Consider the following 19,412-nt stretch of genomic DNA (forward strand, 5'->3'; position numbering starts at 1 on the left):
GCCTATCCGGCGGGCTCTGCCGACCGGGTCGTCCCTCAGAAGATCGCGCTGAGGGCGAGGTAGCCGACGGCGCCGATGCTCGCCGCGACGGGGAGGGTGATGACCCAGGCCGTCGCGATCGGCTTCATGAGCTTCCAGTTCGCGGCCCGGTTGACGAGGCCGACGCCGAGCACCGCGCCGATCAGAATGTGCGTGCTCGAGACCGGCAGGCCGAGCACCGAGGCGAGCATGACGACGCCGGCCGCTGCGAGCTCGGCCGAGAAGCCGCTCGCGGGATGGATCTCCGTGAGGCGCTTGCCGACCGTCGAGACGACGCGGCGCCCGATGAACCACAGTCCCGCAAGGAGGGCGATGCCGAACGTGAGGAGCACGGGCAGCGGGAGCGCGGCCTCCTCTCCGACGACGCCCGTGCGCATGACGTCGAGGACGGCGGCGAAGGGCCCGACCGCATTCGCGATGTCGTTCGCGCCGTGGCTGAACGCGAAGGCGCTCGCCGTGAACACCTGCATCCAGGCGAACAGCGTGAACGCCGCCTTCTTGAACTTCTTCTTGCGCAGCGACTGCGCGAAGACGTAGACGCCGACCCAGACCGCGATGCCGATCATCGCGAGGAGGAACACGAGCACAGCGGGTTCGACATCGAGATCGAGGTTGTGGAAGCCCTTCACGAAGAGCATCCCCGCGAGGAGGATCGCGGCGAGCGCCGCGACGAGTGGGACGAGGGTCTGCAGCGCGCGATGGCCCTCTTCCCTGTCGTCAGCCGCATGGCTCAGGATGTAGCGCTTGATGAGCCAGAAGATGGCGAACGCGACGACCCCGCCGAGCACGGGTGACAGGACCCACGAGATGACGATCTGACGGATCGCATCCCACTGCACCATGTCGGCCCCGCCGAGACCCGTGACGATGCCCATGGTGACGGAGGCGCCGACGATACCGCCGATGATCGAATGCGTCGTCGAGACGGGCCATCCCATGCGCGTGGCGAGGAAGAGCCAGAGCGCGGCGCCGAGAAGCGCCGACATCATGATGTAGACGAAGTCGTCGGGGCTCTGCGCGACCACGTCGAGGTCGACGATGCCCTTGCGCACGGTGTCGGTGACGGATCCGCCCGCGAGAACCGCTCCCGACACCTCGAACACGGCGGCGACGAGGAGCGCCTGCTTCATCGTGAGAGTGCCGGAGCCGACGCTCGTACCGAACGAGTTCGCGACGTCGTTTCCGCCGATGTTGAACGCCATGAAGACGCCGAACGCGATCGCCGTGATCAGGAGGACGCGGTTCGTCTCGGCCGAGACCCAGCCAAGCGACCAGAGCCCGAACCCGATGACGGCGATGGCGAGCAGGCCGCCGAAGGCGAGATGCCACCATCTGTCGCTGGGTTCGTGCCGGTACAGATCTGCGCCGTCGGGAAGGTCGGATTCCCTGCGAGAGGGCCTGTCGGTCGCCACCGGGGTGTACTCCCTGAGATGCGTGGGTGAGCGCCCGTCCGGCGCCGAACCGACACCCGCGTCGAGAACGCGCGCACGGCCGCGAGAAAGATTAACAATCGCACCCGGACGCTCGCCAGGGAGGCTCCTGAGAGCCGCTCCGGCCGCGCGCTGGAGCTACAGGTCCGGCGTCGGGCACGACGTGGCGTCGTGCCCCTCGAGCGCCTGCCACGCCGCGAGTCCTCCGACGAGGGAGCGGATCCTCTCGCTCCGCGGCGCCGCGCGCGCAGACAGTACCTCTGCGGCCCGCTGCGAACGAACGCCGACCGCACAGTGCAGCACGATGTCCCGGGCGCCGGCGATCGGCACGGGCGGGTCGTCTCCCGATTCGATCGACGGGAGCTCCCAGCGCACCGCGGCAGGGATCCCGCCGGCCTCGTCGGCGCCGCGCACGTCGACGACGACAGGCGGTGCCTCTCCGGCCAGCTCGTCGCGCAGCTGCGCGGCCGTCACAATGCCAGGATCCGCGCGATCCCCCTCGGCTCGCAGTGCGAGCTCGCGCCAACCTGCCGTCAGTGCGTCGACGACGATCATCCGACCGAGCAGCGTGCGACCGCGACCGGTGACGAGCTTGATCGCCTCGGCCGCCATCTGGCTGCCGATGAGGGCGCACAGCGGACCGAACACGCCGGCCGTGCCGCAGTCGGGTGCGGACGCAGGCGCGTCCGGGTAGAGGTCGCGGTAGCGCACGCCGTCGGCAGCCGAGAACAGGCTCACCTGCCCCTCGTCTCGCAGGACGGACCCCCAGACGACCGGGATGCCGACGGCGGCGGCCGCCTCGTCGACGAGATAGCGCGTCGCGAAGTTGTCGGATCCGTCGACGACGAGGTCGTACCGCGCGAGGAGGGCCGGGGCGTTCGCCGGCGTCAGTCGCTCGTCGTGGGCCTCGACGGCGAGGGACGGATCGATCGCGCGCAGCCGATCGCGCGCCGAGTCGATCTTGCGGCGCCCGACGTCGGCTGCGCCGTGGAGGAGCTGGCGCTGCAGGTTCGAGACCTCGACGGCGTCGTCGTCGATGACTCCGACCACGCCGACGCCCGCGGCGGCGAGCCCCAGAAGACACGGCGCCCCGAGACCTCCGGCGCCGACGACGAGCACGCGCGCCGCGCGCAGCCGCCGCTGCCCTTCCTCCCCCATTCCGGGCAGCATGATCTGCCGCGAGAACCGCTCCCGCTCCTCGGCGGTCAGGGGCGGCCCCGGCGCGACGAGAGGCGTCATCGCGCCGGCTCCTCGACCGCGGCGACTCCGAACGCGGGCATGCCCTCGAACTCGGACGAGGCCCGTGCGAGCCGCCGCCGCGGAATCCGCCCTGCGCCCGCGGCGAGCCTCCCTGCCGCGGTCGCGTGTCGGAAGGCCGCCGCCATGCGCGCAGGGTCGTGGGCGCGCGTGACGGCCGTCGCCAGCAGCACGGCATCGCATCCGAGCTCCATCGCGAGCGCGGCATCCGACGCGGTCCCGAGCCCCGCGTCGAGCACGACGGGGACGCCGGCGCGCTGCACGATCAGCTCGATGTTGTGCGGATTGAGGATCCCCAGCCCCGTGCCGATCGGGGCGCCCAGCGGCATCACCGCCACGACGCCCGCCTGTTCGAGTCGCAGCGCCGTGACGGGGTCGTCATTCGTGTACGCGAACACCGAGAACCCGGACGCCGCGAGCCGCTCGGCGGCGTCGAGCAGCTCCACGGGATCCGGAAGGAGCGTCTCGTCGTCGGCGACGACCTCGAGCTTGACCCAGTTCGTGTCGAACGCCTCGCGCGCCAGCTCGGCGGTGAGGACGGCCTCGTGCGCTGTGCGGCATCCCGCGGTGTTGGGCAGCAGGCGGATGCCCTTCTCCCGCAGCAGCGCGTACAGCGAGCCATCGCGCTCGGTGCCGAAGCGACGCACGGCGACGGTCGTGAGCTCCGTCCCCGAGGCGTCGAGCGCAGCCGCGAGCACGTCGAGGCTCGGGGCGCCGCCCGTGCCGAGGATGAGGCGCGAGGCGAACCGCGCGCCGTCGATCTCGAGGGGATCCACCTCAGCCTCCTTGCGCAGCGGTGAGCACCTCGACGCGGGCCCCGTCGCCGAGCCGGTGCGCTGCCCACGCGCGGCGCGGCACGACGGCGTCGTCGACCGCGACGGCGATGCCGAGCGGTTCGCCGTCGGCGGCACGCCCGTCGGGTGCGACCGGGCGTCCCGTGAGGGCGGTGACGACGTCGGCAGGGCCCGATCCGTCCGGCAGCGCCAGACGGTCGCCGTTGACGATGATCTCGATCATGCATGTGCTCCTTCCAGAGCGCGAGCGGCGTCGAACCGCCGCGGGTCGAGGGGCGCGATGTCGACGGGCGGCTTCTCGCCCCCGAGAAGCGCCGAGATGATGGCGGCGATGAGGGGCGCAAGCAGCACGCCCGCGCGGTGCGTGCCCGTCGCGACGTGGAGCCCCTCCTCCCAGCGCCCCACGAGCGGGAGGTGGTCAGGCGTCGCCGGTCGGGCGCGCGCCGCGACCCCGATGAGCCGGTGCTCCTCGACAGCCGGCACCAGCGCGATCGCGTCACGCAGCAGCGCGTGCACCCCTCCGGCCGACACCTCGTCGTCGCCGTCCTCGCGCTGCGTCGCCCCGACGACGAGGGTGCCGTCGGGCCGAGGGACGAGGTACACGGGACGACCGCGCACGCGGCCCCGGATCGTGTGCTGCAGCCGCAGGCCCTCGGGCGCGCCGAGGCGCAGGATGTCGCCGTGCACGGGGCGGACGACGCCCCCGAGATCGACGCCCTCGACGGGACCGATCCCGGTGGCGACGACCGTCTCGCGCGCACGGATCACGCGGCCGCCGTCCACCTCGACTCCCGCCGCACGGCCGCGGCAGTCGCGGGCGACGCGCACGGCGCGCACGCGCTCGACGGCGATGTCGGTGCGGAGCGCATCCGCGAGCAGACGCGGATCCACACGGTGGTCCCCTGCCGCGACGAGCGTCCGCGCGATGCCCGGCGCGAGGAGCGGCTCGCGCAGCCGCGCCTCGCGCGTGCCCAGCCGCCGCACGCCGGTGGCGTCGGCTCCATCGCGCCGCCCCACCGCTCCGCCGGATCGGACATCGCCCGCAAGCTCCGCGAGCTCGTCGAGCATCCGCGCGTCCGCGGCGTCGGCCCCGACGACGAGCGTCGGCTCCCGCTCGTAGGCGCACGCCGCGGCACCGCCGGGCGCCCCGGCGACGAAGTCCGGGTACATCCGGGCCGCCGCGAGGCCGAGGTCATGCAGCACGGGCTCGGTGTGCGCGAGCTCGCCGAACGGACTGAGCATCCCGGCCGCGGCGGACGTCGCGCCGCCGCCGGGATCCGGGTCGACGACGCGCACCGTCCGCCCCGCGCGAGCGCAGGCGGCCGCGATCGCGGATCCGACGACTCCCGCCCCGACGACGACGACGTCAGGCGCGCACACGCGGTTCGTCGAGGTAGACCGTCGCGCCCTGCGCGAGGAACTCCTCAGACTTGCGTCGCATCGCGACGATCGCCTCCTGCTCTTCCGCTCCGCCGAAGCGATCGCGGATGTCCTGCGAGATGCGCATGGAGCAGAACTTCGGCCCGCACATGGAGCAGAAGTGCGCCGTCTTCGCGGGCTCGGCGGGGAGCGTCTCGTCGTGGAACTCCTCGGCGGTGTCCGGGTCGAGGGCGAGCGCGAACTGATCGCGCCAGCGGAACTCGAAGCGCGCCTTCGACAGCGCGTCGTCACGTTCGTGCGCGCCCGGGTGCCCCTTCGCGAGGTCGGCCGCGTGCGCCGCGATCTTGTACGTGATGACGCCCGTCTTCACGTCGTCGCGATTCGGCAGCCCGAGATGCTCCTTCGGCGTGACGTAGCAGAGCATCGCCGTGCCGTAGCGCGCGATCTCGGTCGCGCCGATCGCCGACGTGATGTGGTCGTAGCCGGGCGCGACATCGGTCACGAGCGGCCCGAGCGTATAGAACGGGGCGCCCGAGCAGAGCTCCTGCTGCCGCTCGACGTTCTCGCGCACGAGGTGCAGCGGAATATGCCCCGGCCCCTCGACCATGACCTGCACGTCGTACTCCCACGCGCGATGCGTGAGCTCGGCGAGCGTGTCCAGCTCCGCGAACTGCGCGGCATCGTTCGCGTCGGCCGTGGAACCCGGGCGCAGCCCGTCGCCGAGGGAGAACGCCACGTCGTAGCGGGCGAAGATCTCACACAGCTCGTCGAAGTGCGTGTAGAGGAAGTTCTCCTGGTGGTGCGCGAGGCACCAGCCGGCCATGATGGATCCGCCGCGCGAGACGATGCCCGTCACGCGGTCAGCCGAGAGGGGCACGTAGCGCAGCAGCACGCCCGCGTGGACCGTCATGTAGTCGACGCCCTGCTCGCACTGCTCGATGACGGTGTCGCGGTAGATCTCCCAGGTGAGGCGGTGCGCGTCGCCGTCGACCTTCTCGAGTGCCTGATAGATCGGGACGGTGCCGATCGGGACGGGCGCATTGCGGACGATCCACTCGCGCGTCGTGTGGATGTCGTCGCCCGTCGACAGGTCCATGACGGTGTCTGCGCCCCAGGTGGTCGCCCACGAGAGCTTGTCGACCTCCTCCGCGATCGAGCTCGTCACCGCGGAGTTGCCGATGTTGGCGTTGATCTTCACGAGGAACGCCTTGCCGATGATCATCGGCTCGGCCTCGGGGTGGTTCACGTTGAGAGGGATGATCGCCCGCCCCGCGGCGAGCTCGCTGCGCACGAGCTCGACGTCGCAGCCCTCGCGGAGGGCGACGAAGCGCATCTCGTCGGTGATGATGCCCTGACGGGCGTAGTGCATCTGCGTGACGGTGCGTCCTTCGACGGAGCGCCGCGGGGCCGCCTGATGGCCCCGCCATTCGGCCGACGCCTCGCCTCGGCGGGCGGCCGTGCGGCCGTCGTCCTGCAGGTTGCGCGGACGCCCGTCGTATTCTTCCGTGTCGCCGCGGCGACGGATCCACTGCTCGCGGAGGCGCGGAATCCCGCGGACCGGATCACCGCCGGGCCCCTCGGTGCGGTACGCGGTGAACGGCGGGTTCTTCTCGCCGTTCGGCGAATCGGCGAGCGCGATGCGGGTGACGGGCACCCGGATGTCGTGTTCGTCATCGTGCAGGTGGTCGAGCGAATGGGTCGCTTCTCGGGTGCGCAAAATGCCGCTCCTCACTTCCTCCGCCGGTATGAGCCGGTTCAGGTTCGACGGTCGCGAGCAGCGTCAGCTCGATCTCAGCCCCTGCGTGGGACTCCCGTGTGGACGCGGATCAGGCTAGCAGAGGCTCGCCTCCGCTGAGCGCGCTCGACGCGCCGCGGCTCGGACACCGAACATGGTGTCCGAGTCGCGGCGCGATGCCCGGAGGCGGCCGCTAGACGAGCTTCCGGCGGCCGGCCCGCGCGATCATGAGGGCGATGAACCCGAGCGCCAGGAGCAGGAGCGCCCAGCCCAGGCCCATCACCAGACCACCCGTCGCGGCGAGCTCCGGGAGATCGACGGCCACCGAGTCGGACGCCGTCACCACCACTGCGCCGCTCGCCGCGCTCACCGTCGCCGCGTTCACGACCGTGCGCGCCTGCGCCTCATCCGCCGTGATCGTGTAGACCACGGGCCCGCAGTCGGCGGACTCGCCCGGCTCGAGGTCGGGGATGTCGCAGGCGACCTCTCCGCCGAGCTTCGGATCGTCGATGACCACATCCGACAGCATCGTGGACCCGGTGTTGGTCACCGAGAACCGGAACTGCACCGTGTCACCCGCGTTCACGACCCGATCGCCGTTCGCATCGGCATAGTCACCGCCGGTCTTGTCCAAAGCGATCGCCGCCTGCTCATCGATTGACGTCGTCACGGTGTCCTCAGCGCTGACCTCGCGGCCGCCAGCGCCGAACGCCGTCGCGGTCGCCGTGTTGACGACCTCGCCCGCGTCGATGTCCTCCTGCACGAGAGCGACCGGCTCCGCCTCGCACGTCACCATGTCGCCCGGTGCGATCTCGGTCGCCTCGCAGACGACGTCGCCCTCGATGCGAGGATCGGCGATCTCCAGACCCGTCAGGGTCGTCGTGCCGGTGTTGGTCACCGCGAAGGAGTAGTCGATCGTGTCGCCGGCATCGGTGGCGCCGCTGTCGTTCGCGTCCTGGATCGCCGCCGCCGACTTCACCAGGGCGATCCCGTCCTCTCCGTCCACGGCGACATCGACCGATGTCTCGTCGTCCACGGCGCCGATGCCCGTTCCCGCGACCGTCGCGGTGTTGTGCACGCTCTGCGCGTCGATATCCGCCTGCGTGATCTCATACGCGACCGGGCCGCAGTCGGCCGTCTCCCCCGGCGCGAGCACGGCACCGGCCAGCGCCGGGCAGTCGACCGCGCCGCCGAGCAGCGGGTCATCGATCGCGACGTCGCGGAGCGCGGTGGTCCCGGTGTTGCGCACGGTGAACGTGTACGACACCTCGTCGCCCGCCCCGATGTGCCCGTCACCATCGACGTCCACGGCGACACCGGTCTTGTCCAGCGAGATGCCGTCGGATCCCGCGATGATCACATCGGCGCTCGCCTCGTCCGAGACGGAATCCGTCGACACGCTCGCGGTGTTGTGCACGCGCTGCGCATCCACGTCCGCCTGCGTGATCTCGTACGCGTAGGGCCCGCAGTCGATCGCGTCACCCGGCGCGATATCGGCTCCCTCGAGCGACGGGCAGTCCAGCACCCCGCCGAGCAGCGGATCCTCGATCACCGCCCCCATCACGGTCCGCGTGCCGACGTTGACGACGGAGAATGCGTACGACACCTCGTCGCCCGCCCCGATGTGCCCGTCGCCCGTGGTGTCGGCCACCGCGACCACCGTCTTGATCAGCTCGACCGCGCTCGTGCCCTCGATCGTCGTCTCGGCCGACGCCGTGTCGGCGACGTCTCCGCGCGGCGCAGCCGCGGTCACCGAGGCGGTGTTGCGCACGACCCCCGCATCGATGTCCTCGCTCGTGAGGACGTACTCGACCGGGTCGCATTCGACGCTCTCACCCGGCGCGAGAGCCGAGCCCTCTGCCGGTGCGCAGTCGACATCGCCGCCGAGCATGGGGTCGCTCACGGCGATATCGGTCAGCGTCGTCGTCCCCGTGTTCGTGACCGTGAACGAGTACTCGACCACATCCCCCGCTCCCAGCGCGCCGTCGCCGTCCACGTCCATCGGCTCACCGGCGGTCTTCGCGAGGCTGATGCCGTTGGCCACGGCCAGGCTGACCGTCGCCTCGGCGTCGTCGGAGACGGGCCCGCGCGGGGCCGAGGCCGTGACCGATGCCGCGTTGCGCACCACACCCGCGTCCACGTCTTCCTGCATCAGCGTGTAGTCGATCGGTCCGCAGTCCGCGTCGTCGCCCGGGGCGATCGACGCCGCTGCCAGGTCGGCGCACTCCAGCGCGCCGCCGAGCAGGGCATCCTCGATCGCGGCATCCGTCAGCGTCGTCGTCCCGGTGTTGCTCACCGTGAACGAGTACGCGATCGCGTCACCCGCGCCGATCATCCCGTCGCCGTTCTCATCCGAGGGCGACGCCGCCGACTTGACCAGCTCGACAGCATCCGTGCCGGCCACGTCGACATCCGCGGAGGCCGTGTCCTGCACCTCACCCGCCGACGACTGCGCGAGAACCGACGCCTCGTTGCGAACAGTCCCAGAATCGACGTCCGCCTGCGTCAGGGTGTACGAGACGGGACCGCAGTCGACGGACTCACCGGGCGCGATCGCGTCCTCGAGCCCGGCGCACTCGACCGGCCCGCCGAGGAGCGGATCCTCGATCGCCGCGTCCGTCAGCGTCGCCGTCCCGGTGTTCGTCACCATGAACGAGTAGGCGACGGTGTCGCCCGCGCCGATCATCCCGTCGCCGTTCTCATCAGCCGGCGACGCGGCGGTCTTCGTCAGGTCGACGCCCGCGGAGGCGCCGAACTGCACCTGCGCGGATCCGGCGTCCTGCACCCGGATCCGTCCCTCGCCCTGAACGGTCGCCGTGTTCTCCACCACGCCCGCGTCGACGTCGCTCTGCGTGAGCGCGTAGGTCACCGGCCCGCACTCGACCGTCTCGCCGGGTGCGAGCGTCACGGCCCCGTCATCGAAGCAGCCGATGTCGCCGCCGAGCAGCGGGTCGTCGAGTGCGTCGACGGTCATCGAGGTCGTGCCCGAGTTGCGGACGGTGAAGGTGTAGTCGATCTCGTCGCCTGCGCCGTAGCGACCGTCGCCGTCGACGTCAGTGACACCGGCGGCGTTCTTGTGCAGCTCGAGCGCGTCGGTGCCGTCGACATCCACGTCGGCATGCGCGTCGTCGGCAACCGGTCCGCTCGGGGCGTCAGCCGTCACGCGCGCTTCGTTGTGCACGAATCCGTTGTCGATGTCCTGCTGCGTCAGCTCGTAGACCACCGGGTCGCACTCGATCGTCTCCCCTGGCGCGATCTCCGCACCGTCGAGGTCGGAGCACGCGATGTCGCCGCCCAGCAGCGGATCGGTGATCTCGGCTCCGCTGAGCGTGGACGTTCCTGCGTTCGTCACCGAGAAGGCGTACTCGATCGTGTCGCCGGCGCCGAGGGACCCGTCGCCGTCGACATCGGTCGGGGTGCCGCCGGACTTCGCGAGGCTGACCGCGTTCACGGTCGGCACGATCACCGTCGCCTGCGCGTCGGCGTCCACGGGACCGCGCGGCGACTCCGCCGTCACGGCGGCAGTGTTCTCGACGACGCCCCTGTCGAGGTCCGCCTGAGTCATGGTGTACGAGGCCGGTCCGCACTCGACCTCGTCCCCGGGCGACAGCGTCGCCCCCTCGAGTGCCGGGCAGCCGACCGCGCCGCCGAGCAGCGGGTCGTCGAGAGCCACGTCGCTGAGGGTCGTAGAGCCGGTGTTGCTCACCACGAAGTCGTACTCGATATCGTCGCCCGCGGCGATCCGGCCGTCGCCGTTCGTATCCACCGGCTGCGGGGCCGTCTTCGTCAGCTCGATCCCCGCCTCGCCCGAGATGGGCGTCACCACCGTGGACGAGTTGTTCCCCGTCTCCGGGTCGGCCTGCGACGCGGTGACGCTCGCCGTATTCGTGATCTCGTCCGAACCGGTCGAGGGATCCACCGTGCCCGTGAACGCGAACTCCGCCGACTCGCCGCCTGCCAGCTCCGCCAGCTCGCACGACACCACGCCGTCCGCAATCACGCACTCCTCGCTCGCCGAGACCGCACCGATGAGCTCCACCGGGATCTCATCGGTGACCACGACCTCCGTGGCGTCGTTCGGACCGAGATTCTCGATCGCCAGCGTGTAGGTGACCTCATCGTTCGATGGCGCAGGGTCCTCCGAGATGCTCTTCGTGATCGCGAGATCGGCAGACGCCGCGACCGTGACATCCGCCGTGTCGACGAGATCGTCCGCATCCGGATCCGGCGTCTCGGACGACGCGGTCGCCGTGTTCGTGAACGTCCCCTCGGCCAGGGCGACGCCCGTGATCGCGATCTCGGCCTCCTCTCCCGGCTGCAGCGCCCCCACATTCCAGGTGCCGCCCGTCCAGGTGCCGGTCGACGCCTCCGCGCCGGTGAGCGCGATGCCCTCTTCGATGGTGTCCTCCACGACGACTCCCGTCGCCGTCGACGGGCCATCGTTGCGCACCGTCACGAGATACTGCACCTCGCCGTCGAGCGCGACATCGGGGGTCGACGTCGTCTTGGTCAGCGACACGTCGGCCTGCGGTTCGAGGGGGACGACCACGGTGTCCGCATAGTTGTCGCCGTTGGGATCCGGTGTGCCGGACGTAGCGGTCGCGGTGTTCGAGAGGCTGCCCGTGGCGTCGGCGGCGATCGTGCCCGCCACCGTCACGGCGGCCGATTCGCCCGGGGCGAGGTCGCCGAGGGAGCACGTGCCGATTCGCCCCGTGACCTGGCAGGCATCGTCAGCGACCGGTTCTTGGAGCTCGGTCGGCAGGACGTCCGCGACGGTCACGCCACGCGCGGTGGACGGGCCGTCGTTGGTCACGGTGATCGTGAAGGACTGCTCCGTCCCCGGGACGCCGGGGTTCGGCGTCGCGGTCTTCACGACGCCGATGTCCGCGCTCTGCTCGACGACGACGGTCGCGGAGGCCGAGTTGTTCGTCGTGTCCGAGTCATCGGACGGCGCCGCGATCGAGGCGGTGTTGATCAGTGAGCCAGCCGGCGCGTCCGCGGGGACGAGCACGTCGATGTCCACGGTCGCCGCCTCTGCTGGCTGCAGCGCCGCCCAATCGCATCGCACGCTCGCGGCATCGAACGAGCAGATGGCACCAGTCGGCTGCGAGACGTTCTGCACGACCAGCCCCTCGGGGACCGTGTCGGTGAGCACGGCGTTCTGCGCGATGGACGGGCCGAGGTTCTCGACCCCGACGGTGTAGGTGAACGTCTCGCCAGCGGTCGCGGTCTCGACCGACGCCTCCTTCGTGACGGCCAGATCGGCGTCGATCGTCGGCTCGAAGCTCGTCGAGCTCGCATTGTTCGTCGCGTCGCCATCGGACGCTGAGGTCGTGACAGTCGCCGTGTTCTGCACGGCCGCGTCGACCCCCGGAGCCAGCGTCGTCGTCACCGTCACCTCGACGGACGCCCCCGGCGCCAGCGAACCGGCATCACAGGACACGACCGCCCCGTCGAACTCACAGGAGCCGGCATCCGTCTCAGCACTCACGAACGTCGTCGCCGGATCCAGCGGGTCCGTGATCACGACGTCTTCGGCGGCCGACGGCCCGGCATTTGTCGCGACCATCGTGTAGACGACCTCGTCGCCCGCCGTCGGAACGTCGGGGGCGAACGTCTTCTCGATCGAGACCTCGGCGACGGCAGTGACGGTATCCGACGCAGTGGAGGTGTTGTTCGTCTGGTCCGGATCCGTCGTGGCGGATTCGACCTGTGCGGTGTTGACGAGGGCGGATCCTGCACCTACGTCGGGCGACAGCACACCGGTGATCGTGATCTCCGCGCTCTCGCCGTTCGCGAGCGGCCCGCCCACGCAGTTCACACTCCCCGTCACCAGGCAGGAGCCGGACGTCGTCTCGGCCTGGACATCACTCAGCGCCGCGGGCACCGGATCGTAGACGGTGAAGTCCTCGGCCGCCTGCGGACCGTTGTTCGCGACCGTGAGCGTGTAGGAGACGGGCTCGCCGGCGACGAGCGGCGAGGTGTCAAGCGTCTTCGTGATCGCGAGATCGGCCGCAGGTGCCACCGGCGTCTCGGTCGTCTGCGTCGTGGAGACGCGGTCCTGATCCAGTACGGGGTCGTGGAATCCGACCTGCGCCTCGTTCTCGAGCGTCCCACCGGCCGCCTCGACGTTCACCTTCGCGTCGAAGCGGTACGTCGTCGTCGCGCCGGGCAGCATCGATCCGCCGGCGGATGCCGTCGCCGCCTCGCCAAGACGAACCTGCACCGTGCGGTCGGCACCGACGTATTCACCGCGGTCGTCTCCCGCGGCATCGGTGAGCGCGCCGGCGCCGGCGCCATTCACGATCCGCAGAGATCCGGGAACGAAGTCGAGGCCGGGCGCGAGCGCATCGGACGATGCCATCTCGAGCGCCGAGTTCCCGCCGTCGTTGCGCGTGGTGACCGTGTACCGCAGGACGTCGCCGACCTGCGCCTCAGCGCCGCCGCGCGAGATGTTCTCGACGGTCTTGTCGCTGATGACGCAGGGGCCCGTCCCGAACGTGATGTTGTCGAGAAGGTTGCCGACGGCGACGTTGCCGTCCGACGAGCTGACCGCTTGGAAGGCGAACCGCGTCGTGGTCTGACCCTCGGGAACGATGTACGCCCCGGAGTGCTGTCCCCATTCCTGTCCGTCGCTGATATCGGGGCCAGATTGAACCAGGTCACCCGGGGGGCCGATCAGAACCCTCATGACGTCGGTGCCCCGGCGACCCCGGTGATCCAGTGACCAAGAAAGCGACTGGCCCGGAGTCGTGGCGACGTCCTGAGAGAGCGTGCCGGCGCTGTAGGCGTTCAGCTCCGCGAACTGACTGCCTTCCGCGGCAGGGATGTCGTTGAAGCCGTCGCTCCAGATCTCGATTCGGTTGCGACTGTCCGTGGTGCTCCAGCCCGGGACATTTCCTTCTGCGAACAGGCCGTACTGGCCGTTCGAGACCTTCGGCTCTTCGAATCCTCCATTGACGAGCGCCGCCGCGTCGCCGCAGGTGGTCGGATCCTGGACTGCGGCAGCCGGTTCGGGCAATGCGACGTCGGCGACGACGCCCAGCATCGCCGCCACGACGAGGGCGCAGGCGCCCATCGCAACCATGCGGAATCCGCGCTTCCGCACGTCCGTGATCAGGCTCTTCATTCGGGAGGACACGCCCGAATGCTATCGCCGCGGCGCCGTCGACGACAGTGGTCGCACATCGGCCGCGGAGTGCCGCGACCCTGAGGGATCCCTATGCCTCGCACATGAATAACGGAAACATAACGACATCGCCTTGTTCGCCGTTACCTCGTCGTTATAGAGTGCGAAGCACGGTGATCGTTTTGCTGTGGCGGTCACCGGCATGTGATTGCAGGACACTCTTGGTGCAAGGGACATGGGCCCGGTCGGAGAACTCTTCGGCCGGGCCCTTCTGCACCACCGCACCGACCGACCGACGCATACACTTGAATGCATGCCGGATCGCCGTCTTGCCGTGGATGCGTGGGAGAGCCTCTTCCGCGCTCAGCACGAGGTCTTCGAAGACGTGAAGCGCGACTTCGCCGACTCCCCGCTTCAACAGGGCGAGTACGACGTGCTGCTCACCGTCACCCGCGCTCCCGACCACACGGCCCGGCTCCGCGACATCACCGCGAACATGCTCATCAGCCAGCCGAGCGTCTCGCGCCTCGTCGACAAGATGGTTGCCCGCGGCCTCGCGACCAAGGCCCCGGATCCCGATGACGGGCGGGGTTCCCTCGTCACGGCGACCGAGGAGGGTGTGCACGCCTTCCGCTCGATCGCCGTCCAGCACGGCAAGCGCATCGCCGACCGCATGTCGGTTCTCACGAACGACGAGCTCAAGACCCTCACGACGCTCACGCGGAAGATCCGCGGCGAGGGCTGACGCCCCCGCCGCGATCCGTCACCCGGTGTTCTGCAGGCCGGCCGCGACACCCGAGACGGCGAGCAGGAGAAGCCGACGCACGTCGGGATCCGCCTCCGTGCCCTCCGGCGCATCCCGCAGGCTGCGCAGAGCGCGCAGCTGCAGCAGCGACAGTGCGTCGACGTAGGGGCTGCGCAGCTTGACCGCGCGTTGCAGGACGGGCTTGTTGGTGAGAAGCCCATCGCCGCCGACGATCCGCACGACCCAGTCGCGCGTGAGCGCCATCTCGTCAAGGACGAGCGCCGCGAGGTCTTCCCGATCGCCGAGCGCCAGGTACTCGCGCGCGATCCGGTCGTCGGTCTTCGCGAGGCTCATCGCGACGTTGTCGATCATCGTGCGGAACAGCGGCCAGGCGTCGTAGGCCTCGCGCAGCCGCGCCTCGTCTCCCACGGCGTCGAGCGCCGTGCCGAGCCCGAACCACCCTGCGAGGTTGATGCGCGCCTGCGTCCAGGCGAACACCCACGGGATCGCACGCAGATCCTCGAGGGACTCCACCGACAGCCCGCGGCGGGCGGGCCGCGAGCCGAGAGCGAGCTGACCCACCTCCTCCATGGGGGTCACGGTGGCGAACCACGGCGCGAATCCGTCGGCCTTCACGAGGTCGAAGAAGCGCGCCCGCGACGCCGTCTCCATCTGCTGCGCGATGTCGGAGAAGCGATCGGCCGCGCCGCGGTTGCGGTCTTCGTTCGAGGGCGCGGAGGCCGTGAGGATCGCGGCCGCGACCTGGTCGATGTGACGCATCGCGATGTCGGGATCCCCGTAGCGCGCGAAGATCACCTCACCCTGCTCGGTGAGCTTGAAGCGTCCATCGACCGAGTGCGGCGGCTGCGCGAGGATGGCGCTGTTCGCCGGCCCACCCCCGCGTCCCAGTGCGCCGCCTCGGCCGTGGAACAGCGTGAGCTCGATCTCCTGTGCGCGAGCCCACTCGGCGATCGCCGCCTGCGCCTCGTACAGCGCGAGCGTCGCCGCAACCGGGCCGACGTCCTTCGACGAATCCGAGTAGCCGAGCATGACCTCGAGTCGGCGCCCCGTGGCGTCGAGGCGCGACGCGAACTCGGGGTGGTCGACGATCTCCGCAAGGATCCCCGGCGCCGCCTGCAGGTCGTCGAAGGTCTCGAACAGCGGGATCACATCGAGCACCGGCGGCGTGCCGGCCTCCCCGGCCGCGTAGCGCGCGAGTCGGTGCACGTTCGCGAGATCCTGCGCGGACTGCGTGAACGACACGATGTAGCGACCCGCGGCGCGCGGACCGAAGCGATCCTGCACGAATGAGATGGCGCGGAAGACCTCGAGCACCTCCTCGGCGAGCTCGCTGCGCTCGGCCCCCGCGTCCAGCTCGGCAAGCACCTTCGCGTGCACGGCCGAGTGCTGACGCACCTCGAGCTCCGCGAGGTGGAACCCGAAGGTCTCGACCTGCCAGATGAGGTCCTGGATCTCGCCGTAGGCCTGGCGGACGGCGCCGGCGGCGACGAGCGAGGCCTGCACGGTGCGCAGATCGGCGACGAGGTCCTTCGGGTCGCGGTAGGCGAGGTCGGCGTTGCGCGTGCGCGTCGCCGTGAGCTTCTGCGCCAGCAGCAGCACGGCCGCCCGGTGCGGCTCGTTCGGCGAGCGCTTGGCGATGTCAGCCGCCGCGTCCTCATCCGCGCTGCGCAGCCGCTCCCAGAGGGCCGTCAGCTCGGCGCTCGGCGGCGTCGACGACGCGCCGAGCGTGAGCCCCCGGCCGACGCGAAGCGCCGCGCGCTCGAGGCCGATCAGGACGTGCTCGCTCGCAATCGCCGCGGCCTGCCTGCTGACCTTCGCCGTCACGAACGGGTTGCCATCGCGGTCACCGCCGACCCAGCTGCCGACGCGGACGAACGGCGTGACGACCGGGGCGCGCGAGCCGCCCTCGTCGCCGTGCAGGGCGTCGTCGAGACGGCGATACGCCTCGGGGACGGCGGTGAACAGCGTGTCATCGAACACCGCCATCACGGTGCGCACTTCGTCGAGAGGAGACGGCTTCTCGGGCCGGATCGGCGAGGTGCGCCACAGCGTGTCGATCTCCTCGAGCATGTGGCGGCGCGTGCGCTGCTCGGCGGATCCGCCCCGCGGCGCGGCCGACAGCTCGTCGACGAGCGTCGACAGGCGGCGGATGCTCGTCGAGATCGCGCGCCGTCGCGCCTCGGTCGGGTGCGCGGTGAACACGGGGTGGAAGCAGAGCCCGTCCAGCCGCTCGCGCGCCGCATCCTCGCCGACCTCGGCGGCGAGCGCCGAGAAGGCGTCGGGGATCGTGCCGCGCGGGTCGCGGCCCCCGTCGCCGTCGCGTCGACGCAGCACGCGCACGCGCTGGCGCTCCTCGGCCAGATTGACGAGGTGGAAGTACACGGTGAACGCCCGCGCAACCTCGTCCGCGCGACTCGGCGAGAGCTCCTGCACGATCGCAGTCGCACGATCGAACGCGTCGGAGGTGGGGTCCGTGTAGGCCTCGATCGTCGCGATGCGCAGGCGCTCGACGTCCTCGAACAGCCCGTCGGATCCGCTCTCGATCAGCACGTGTCCAAGGAGACGCCCGAGCAGGCGCACATCGGCGCGCATCTCGTCGGGGATCTCCTGCTCGGCTTCCAGACGGCCGACGACGTCGAGTATCTCGGTGGGAGTGGGGGTAGGCATGCTTTCACGTTAGCGGGCAGGGCGCGAGGACCCACATCGGCCGTAACCGTCCGCCGGATCCGCCGCCCGGACGATCGGTCGGATCGGGCGGACGCCCGGTCGGGCGACGATGTCGCCGGCACGCGAGCGTAGAGCCATGACCAGCGCACACACCGATACGACGCCGCTCCCCTCGGCGGCCGCCCCCTCCCCACGGCTGCGCTACGCCGCGCTCGTGATGATGACGCTGACGAGCTTCGCGCTCGTCACGGCGGAGTTCCTTCCCAACGGCCTGCTGACCGAGATGGCCGCGGATCTCGGCGTGACCCCGGGCCAAGCGGGGCAGACGGTCACCGTGACGGCGCTCGTCGGCCTCATCGCCGCGCCGACGGTCGGCCTCGTCGTGCCGCGGATGGACCGCCGTGCGCTCCTGGCGACGCTCGCCGCCGGAGCCGCGGTATCGAACCTCGCGGTCGCGTTCGCCCCCGAGCTGTGGCTGGTGCTCATCGCGCGCGTCCTCCTCGGCATCGCGCTGAGCGGATTCTGGGCCATGTCGCTGACGGTCTCGTCGCGCGTCGCCGGCCCCGAGCACCTGGGCCGCGCCGTCATGTTCACGACGGCAGGCGTCTCGCTCGCCACCGTCGCCGGCGTGCCGATCGGCGTCCTGCTGTCGAGCTTCGCCGACTGGCGCATGGTCTTCGTCGCGGCCGCCGTCGTGACGGCGGCGATCGCGGTCGGCCTGTGGCGCCTGCTGCCCCCGGTTCCTGCCGAGCCCGCGACGCGGCTCACCACCCTCCTCGACACGCTCCGCCGCCCCGGCCTGAGCCTCGGGCTCGCGGGTCACGTGCTCGTCGTGTTCGGTCACGTCACGGCCTACACGTACATCCGACTCGCCCTCGACCGCGTGACGCTCGGCGCGCAGCCGCTCGACGAGGCCGGGATCGTGACGCTCCTCGCCCTGTTCGGCGTCGGCGGGCTCGCGGGCAACGTCATCGCGGGCGCCCTCGTCGACCGGCACCTCGGCGTGCTGCGCGCGGCGGTGCCGCTGCTCGTCGCCGTGTCGATCCTGGTCGCTCTTCTGGGAACGGGATCCGCCTGGGTGTTCGGGGCCGCCGTGCTCGTGTGGGGGACGGCGTTCGGCGGCTGGCTCATCGTGCTCAACACGTGGATCGCGCGGCTCGCCCCCGACCGCCTCGAGTCGGGAGGAGCCCTGGTCGTGGTGGGCTTCCAGCTCGCGATCGTGCTCGCCGCAGGAATCGGCGGTCTCCTCGTCGACGCCGCGGGGATCCTGCAGACCTACGCGGTCGCGACGGTGTGCGCGGCCGTCGGAGCGGTGCTGTTCGTGTCGGCGGGGCGCGTCGCCGAGAGGCGGTGACGCCAGCCGGACGGCGCGATGCCGGTACGACGTCGGAAGGCTCGGCTGAATCCCTCATCGGATCCGTAGCCCAGCGACCGCGCCGTATCGGCGACGCTCCGTCCGGACTCCAGCAGCTCCTTCGCCTGGTCGATCCGCAGGGTGTTCAGGTACGCCGCCGGCGTCTGTCCGGTGGCGCCGCGGAAGCGCTCCGCGAACACCGTGCGCGACATCGCGCCGATCGCCGCGAGCTCCCCGACCGACCAGCTCCGGCCGGGGTCGGCGTGGATCGCGTCGAGCACCCGGGAGAGGAACGGATCCGCGGAGCGCATCGGCCAGCCCTCCGGCGCGCAGCCGCGCTCGGCCCACGCGCGCACGGCGGCGAGGACGACGGTCGTCGCCATGAGGGAGCAGATCGTGCCGTTGGCGGCGCGCGGGGCGCGGCAGGAGGGGTGACCGATGTCGCTCGCGATCTGCGCGATCGTCGGCTCGACGTCGGCGAAGTCCGCGACGGTGAGCACATCGGGCAGCAGACTCGTCGCGAGGGGATCCGCGGGCTCGAGCTCGGCGACCACCACCTCGGCGCCGGAGGCTGCGCGCAGCGAGATCGGCACGCGTCCCATCGAGACGACGGCGCCGCCGCGCGGGAGCGCCACGCATCGATCCCCCGCCACGCCCACCAGGTCGCCCGAGACGACGTAGCCGAGCGTCGCGACTCCGACCCGCATCCGCACCGCCTCGCCCGGCGCGAGCGCGATGCGCCGTCCGCGCAGCACGCGCCATTCCATGGCCGCGAGCGCCTGCTCGAGCGGTTCGACGGTGTCTGCGGTCCCCACGCGTGCCACAACCCGAGGCGGCCGGAGCGTATTCCTCCCGAGATGT

Annotated in this window: 11 protein-coding genes and 1 riboswitch; of the genes, 2 read left to right on the forward strand and 9 right to left on the reverse strand. The window is 71.0% G+C overall.

The window, feature by feature from the left end:
* Nucleotides 1-35: 35 nt before the first annotated feature.
* From KOL93_RS15120 to KOL93_RS15150, 7 genes are all read right to left on the reverse strand, one after another.
* The gene (locus KOL93_RS15120) at nt 36-1,397 is read right to left on the reverse strand and encodes an inorganic phosphate transporter (RefSeq protein ID WP_221586271.1); all 1,362 of its coding nucleotides are present in this window, start codon (nt 1,395-1,397) and stop codon (nt 36-38) included.
* A gap of 210 nt (nt 1,398-1,607) precedes the next feature.
* Entirely contained in the window at nt 1,608-2,708 is a 1,101-nt protein-coding gene (locus tag KOL93_RS15125; RefSeq protein ID WP_221586226.1) for a ThiF family adenylyltransferase, read from the reverse strand.
* On the reverse strand, nt 2,705-3,502 hold the full coding sequence (locus tag KOL93_RS15130) for a thiazole synthase (RefSeq protein WP_221586227.1): 798 nt from the start codon (nt 3,500-3,502) through the stop codon (nt 2,705-2,707). Before KOL93_RS15130 ends, KOL93_RS15125 begins: the two co-directional genes overlap by 4 nt.
* A 1-nt stretch (nt 3,503) precedes the next feature.
* Nucleotides 3,504-3,743 (reverse strand): sulfur carrier protein ThiS, encoded by a 240-nt coding sequence (thiS, locus tag KOL93_RS15135; RefSeq protein WP_221586228.1) that lies wholly within the window; start codon nt 3,741-3,743, stop codon nt 3,504-3,506.
* A complete protein-coding gene (locus KOL93_RS15140; protein WP_221586229.1) occupies nt 3,740-4,900 on the reverse strand; it encodes an FAD-dependent oxidoreductase in 1,161 nt (386 codons plus the stop codon). The genes thiS and KOL93_RS15140 overlap by 4 nt, the downstream gene beginning before the upstream one ends.
* On the reverse strand, nt 4,887-6,617 hold the full coding sequence (gene thiC, locus KOL93_RS15145) for a phosphomethylpyrimidine synthase ThiC (protein WP_260406614.1): 1,731 nt from the start codon (nt 6,615-6,617) through the stop codon (nt 4,887-4,889). The genes KOL93_RS15140 and thiC overlap by 14 nt, the downstream gene beginning before the upstream one ends.
* A riboswitch (TPP riboswitch) is annotated at nt 6,616-6,725 on the reverse strand. It overlaps the preceding gene by 2 nt.
* A gap of 103 nt (nt 6,726-6,828) precedes the next feature.
* Nucleotides 6,829-13,776, reverse strand: coding sequence for a DUF7507 domain-containing protein (locus KOL93_RS15150; RefSeq protein WP_221586230.1), 6,948 nt, complete (start codon nt 13,774-13,776; stop codon nt 6,829-6,831).
* Between the two features lie 301 nt (nt 13,777-14,077).
* Here KOL93_RS15150 and KOL93_RS15155 point away from each other — a divergent pair, with 301 nt between their 5' ends.
* Nucleotides 14,078-14,509, forward strand: coding sequence for a MarR family winged helix-turn-helix transcriptional regulator (locus tag KOL93_RS15155; RefSeq protein WP_221586231.1), 432 nt, complete (start codon nt 14,078-14,080; stop codon nt 14,507-14,509).
* An 18-nt stretch (nt 14,510-14,527) separates the two neighbouring features.
* On the opposite strand, the gene KOL93_RS15160 is transcribed toward KOL93_RS15155, so the two are convergent.
* Nucleotides 14,528-17,197, reverse strand: a complete 2,670-nt coding sequence (locus KOL93_RS15160) for a phosphoenolpyruvate carboxylase (RefSeq protein WP_221586232.1) — start codon at nt 17,195-17,197, stop codon at nt 14,528-14,530.
* Between the two features lie 136 nt (nt 17,198-17,333).
* Here KOL93_RS15160 and KOL93_RS15165 point away from each other — a divergent pair, with 136 nt between their 5' ends.
* Nucleotides 17,334-18,551, forward strand: a complete 1,218-nt coding sequence (locus KOL93_RS15165; RefSeq protein WP_221586233.1) for an MFS transporter — start codon at nt 17,334-17,336, stop codon at nt 18,549-18,551.
* Here the strand turns inward: KOL93_RS15165 and KOL93_RS16405 are convergent.
* Nucleotides 18,473-19,366, reverse strand: a complete 894-nt coding sequence (locus KOL93_RS16405) for a helix-turn-helix domain-containing protein (RefSeq protein WP_221586234.1) — start codon at nt 19,364-19,366, stop codon at nt 18,473-18,475. The two genes, KOL93_RS15165 and KOL93_RS16405, sit on opposite strands and share 79 nt — an antisense overlap.
* Nucleotides 19,367-19,412: the final 46 nt, after the last annotated feature.

This window comes from Microbacterium salitolerans (assembly GCF_019720895.1).
Lineage (GTDB): Bacteria > Actinomycetota > Actinomycetes > Actinomycetales > Microbacteriaceae > Microbacterium.

Coding starts and splice junctions, on each gene's coding strand:
- KOL93_RS15125 (WP_221586226.1), bottom strand. CDS start 2,708: ATGACGCCTCTCGTCGCGCCGGGGCCGCCCCTGACCGCCGAGGAGCGG.
- thiS (WP_221586228.1), bottom strand. CDS start 3,743: ATGATCGAGATCATCGTCAACGGCGACCGTCTGGCGCTGCCGGACGGA.
- KOL93_RS15155 (WP_221586231.1), top strand. CDS start 14,078: ATGCCGGATCGCCGTCTTGCCGTGGATGCGTGGGAGAGCCTCTTCCGC.
- KOL93_RS15160 (WP_221586232.1), bottom strand. CDS start 17,197: ATGCCTACCCCCACTCCCACCGAGATACTCGACGTCGTCGGCCGTCTG.
- KOL93_RS15165 (WP_221586233.1), top strand. CDS start 17,334: ATGACCAGCGCACACACCGATACGACGCCGCTCCCCTCGGCGGCCGCC.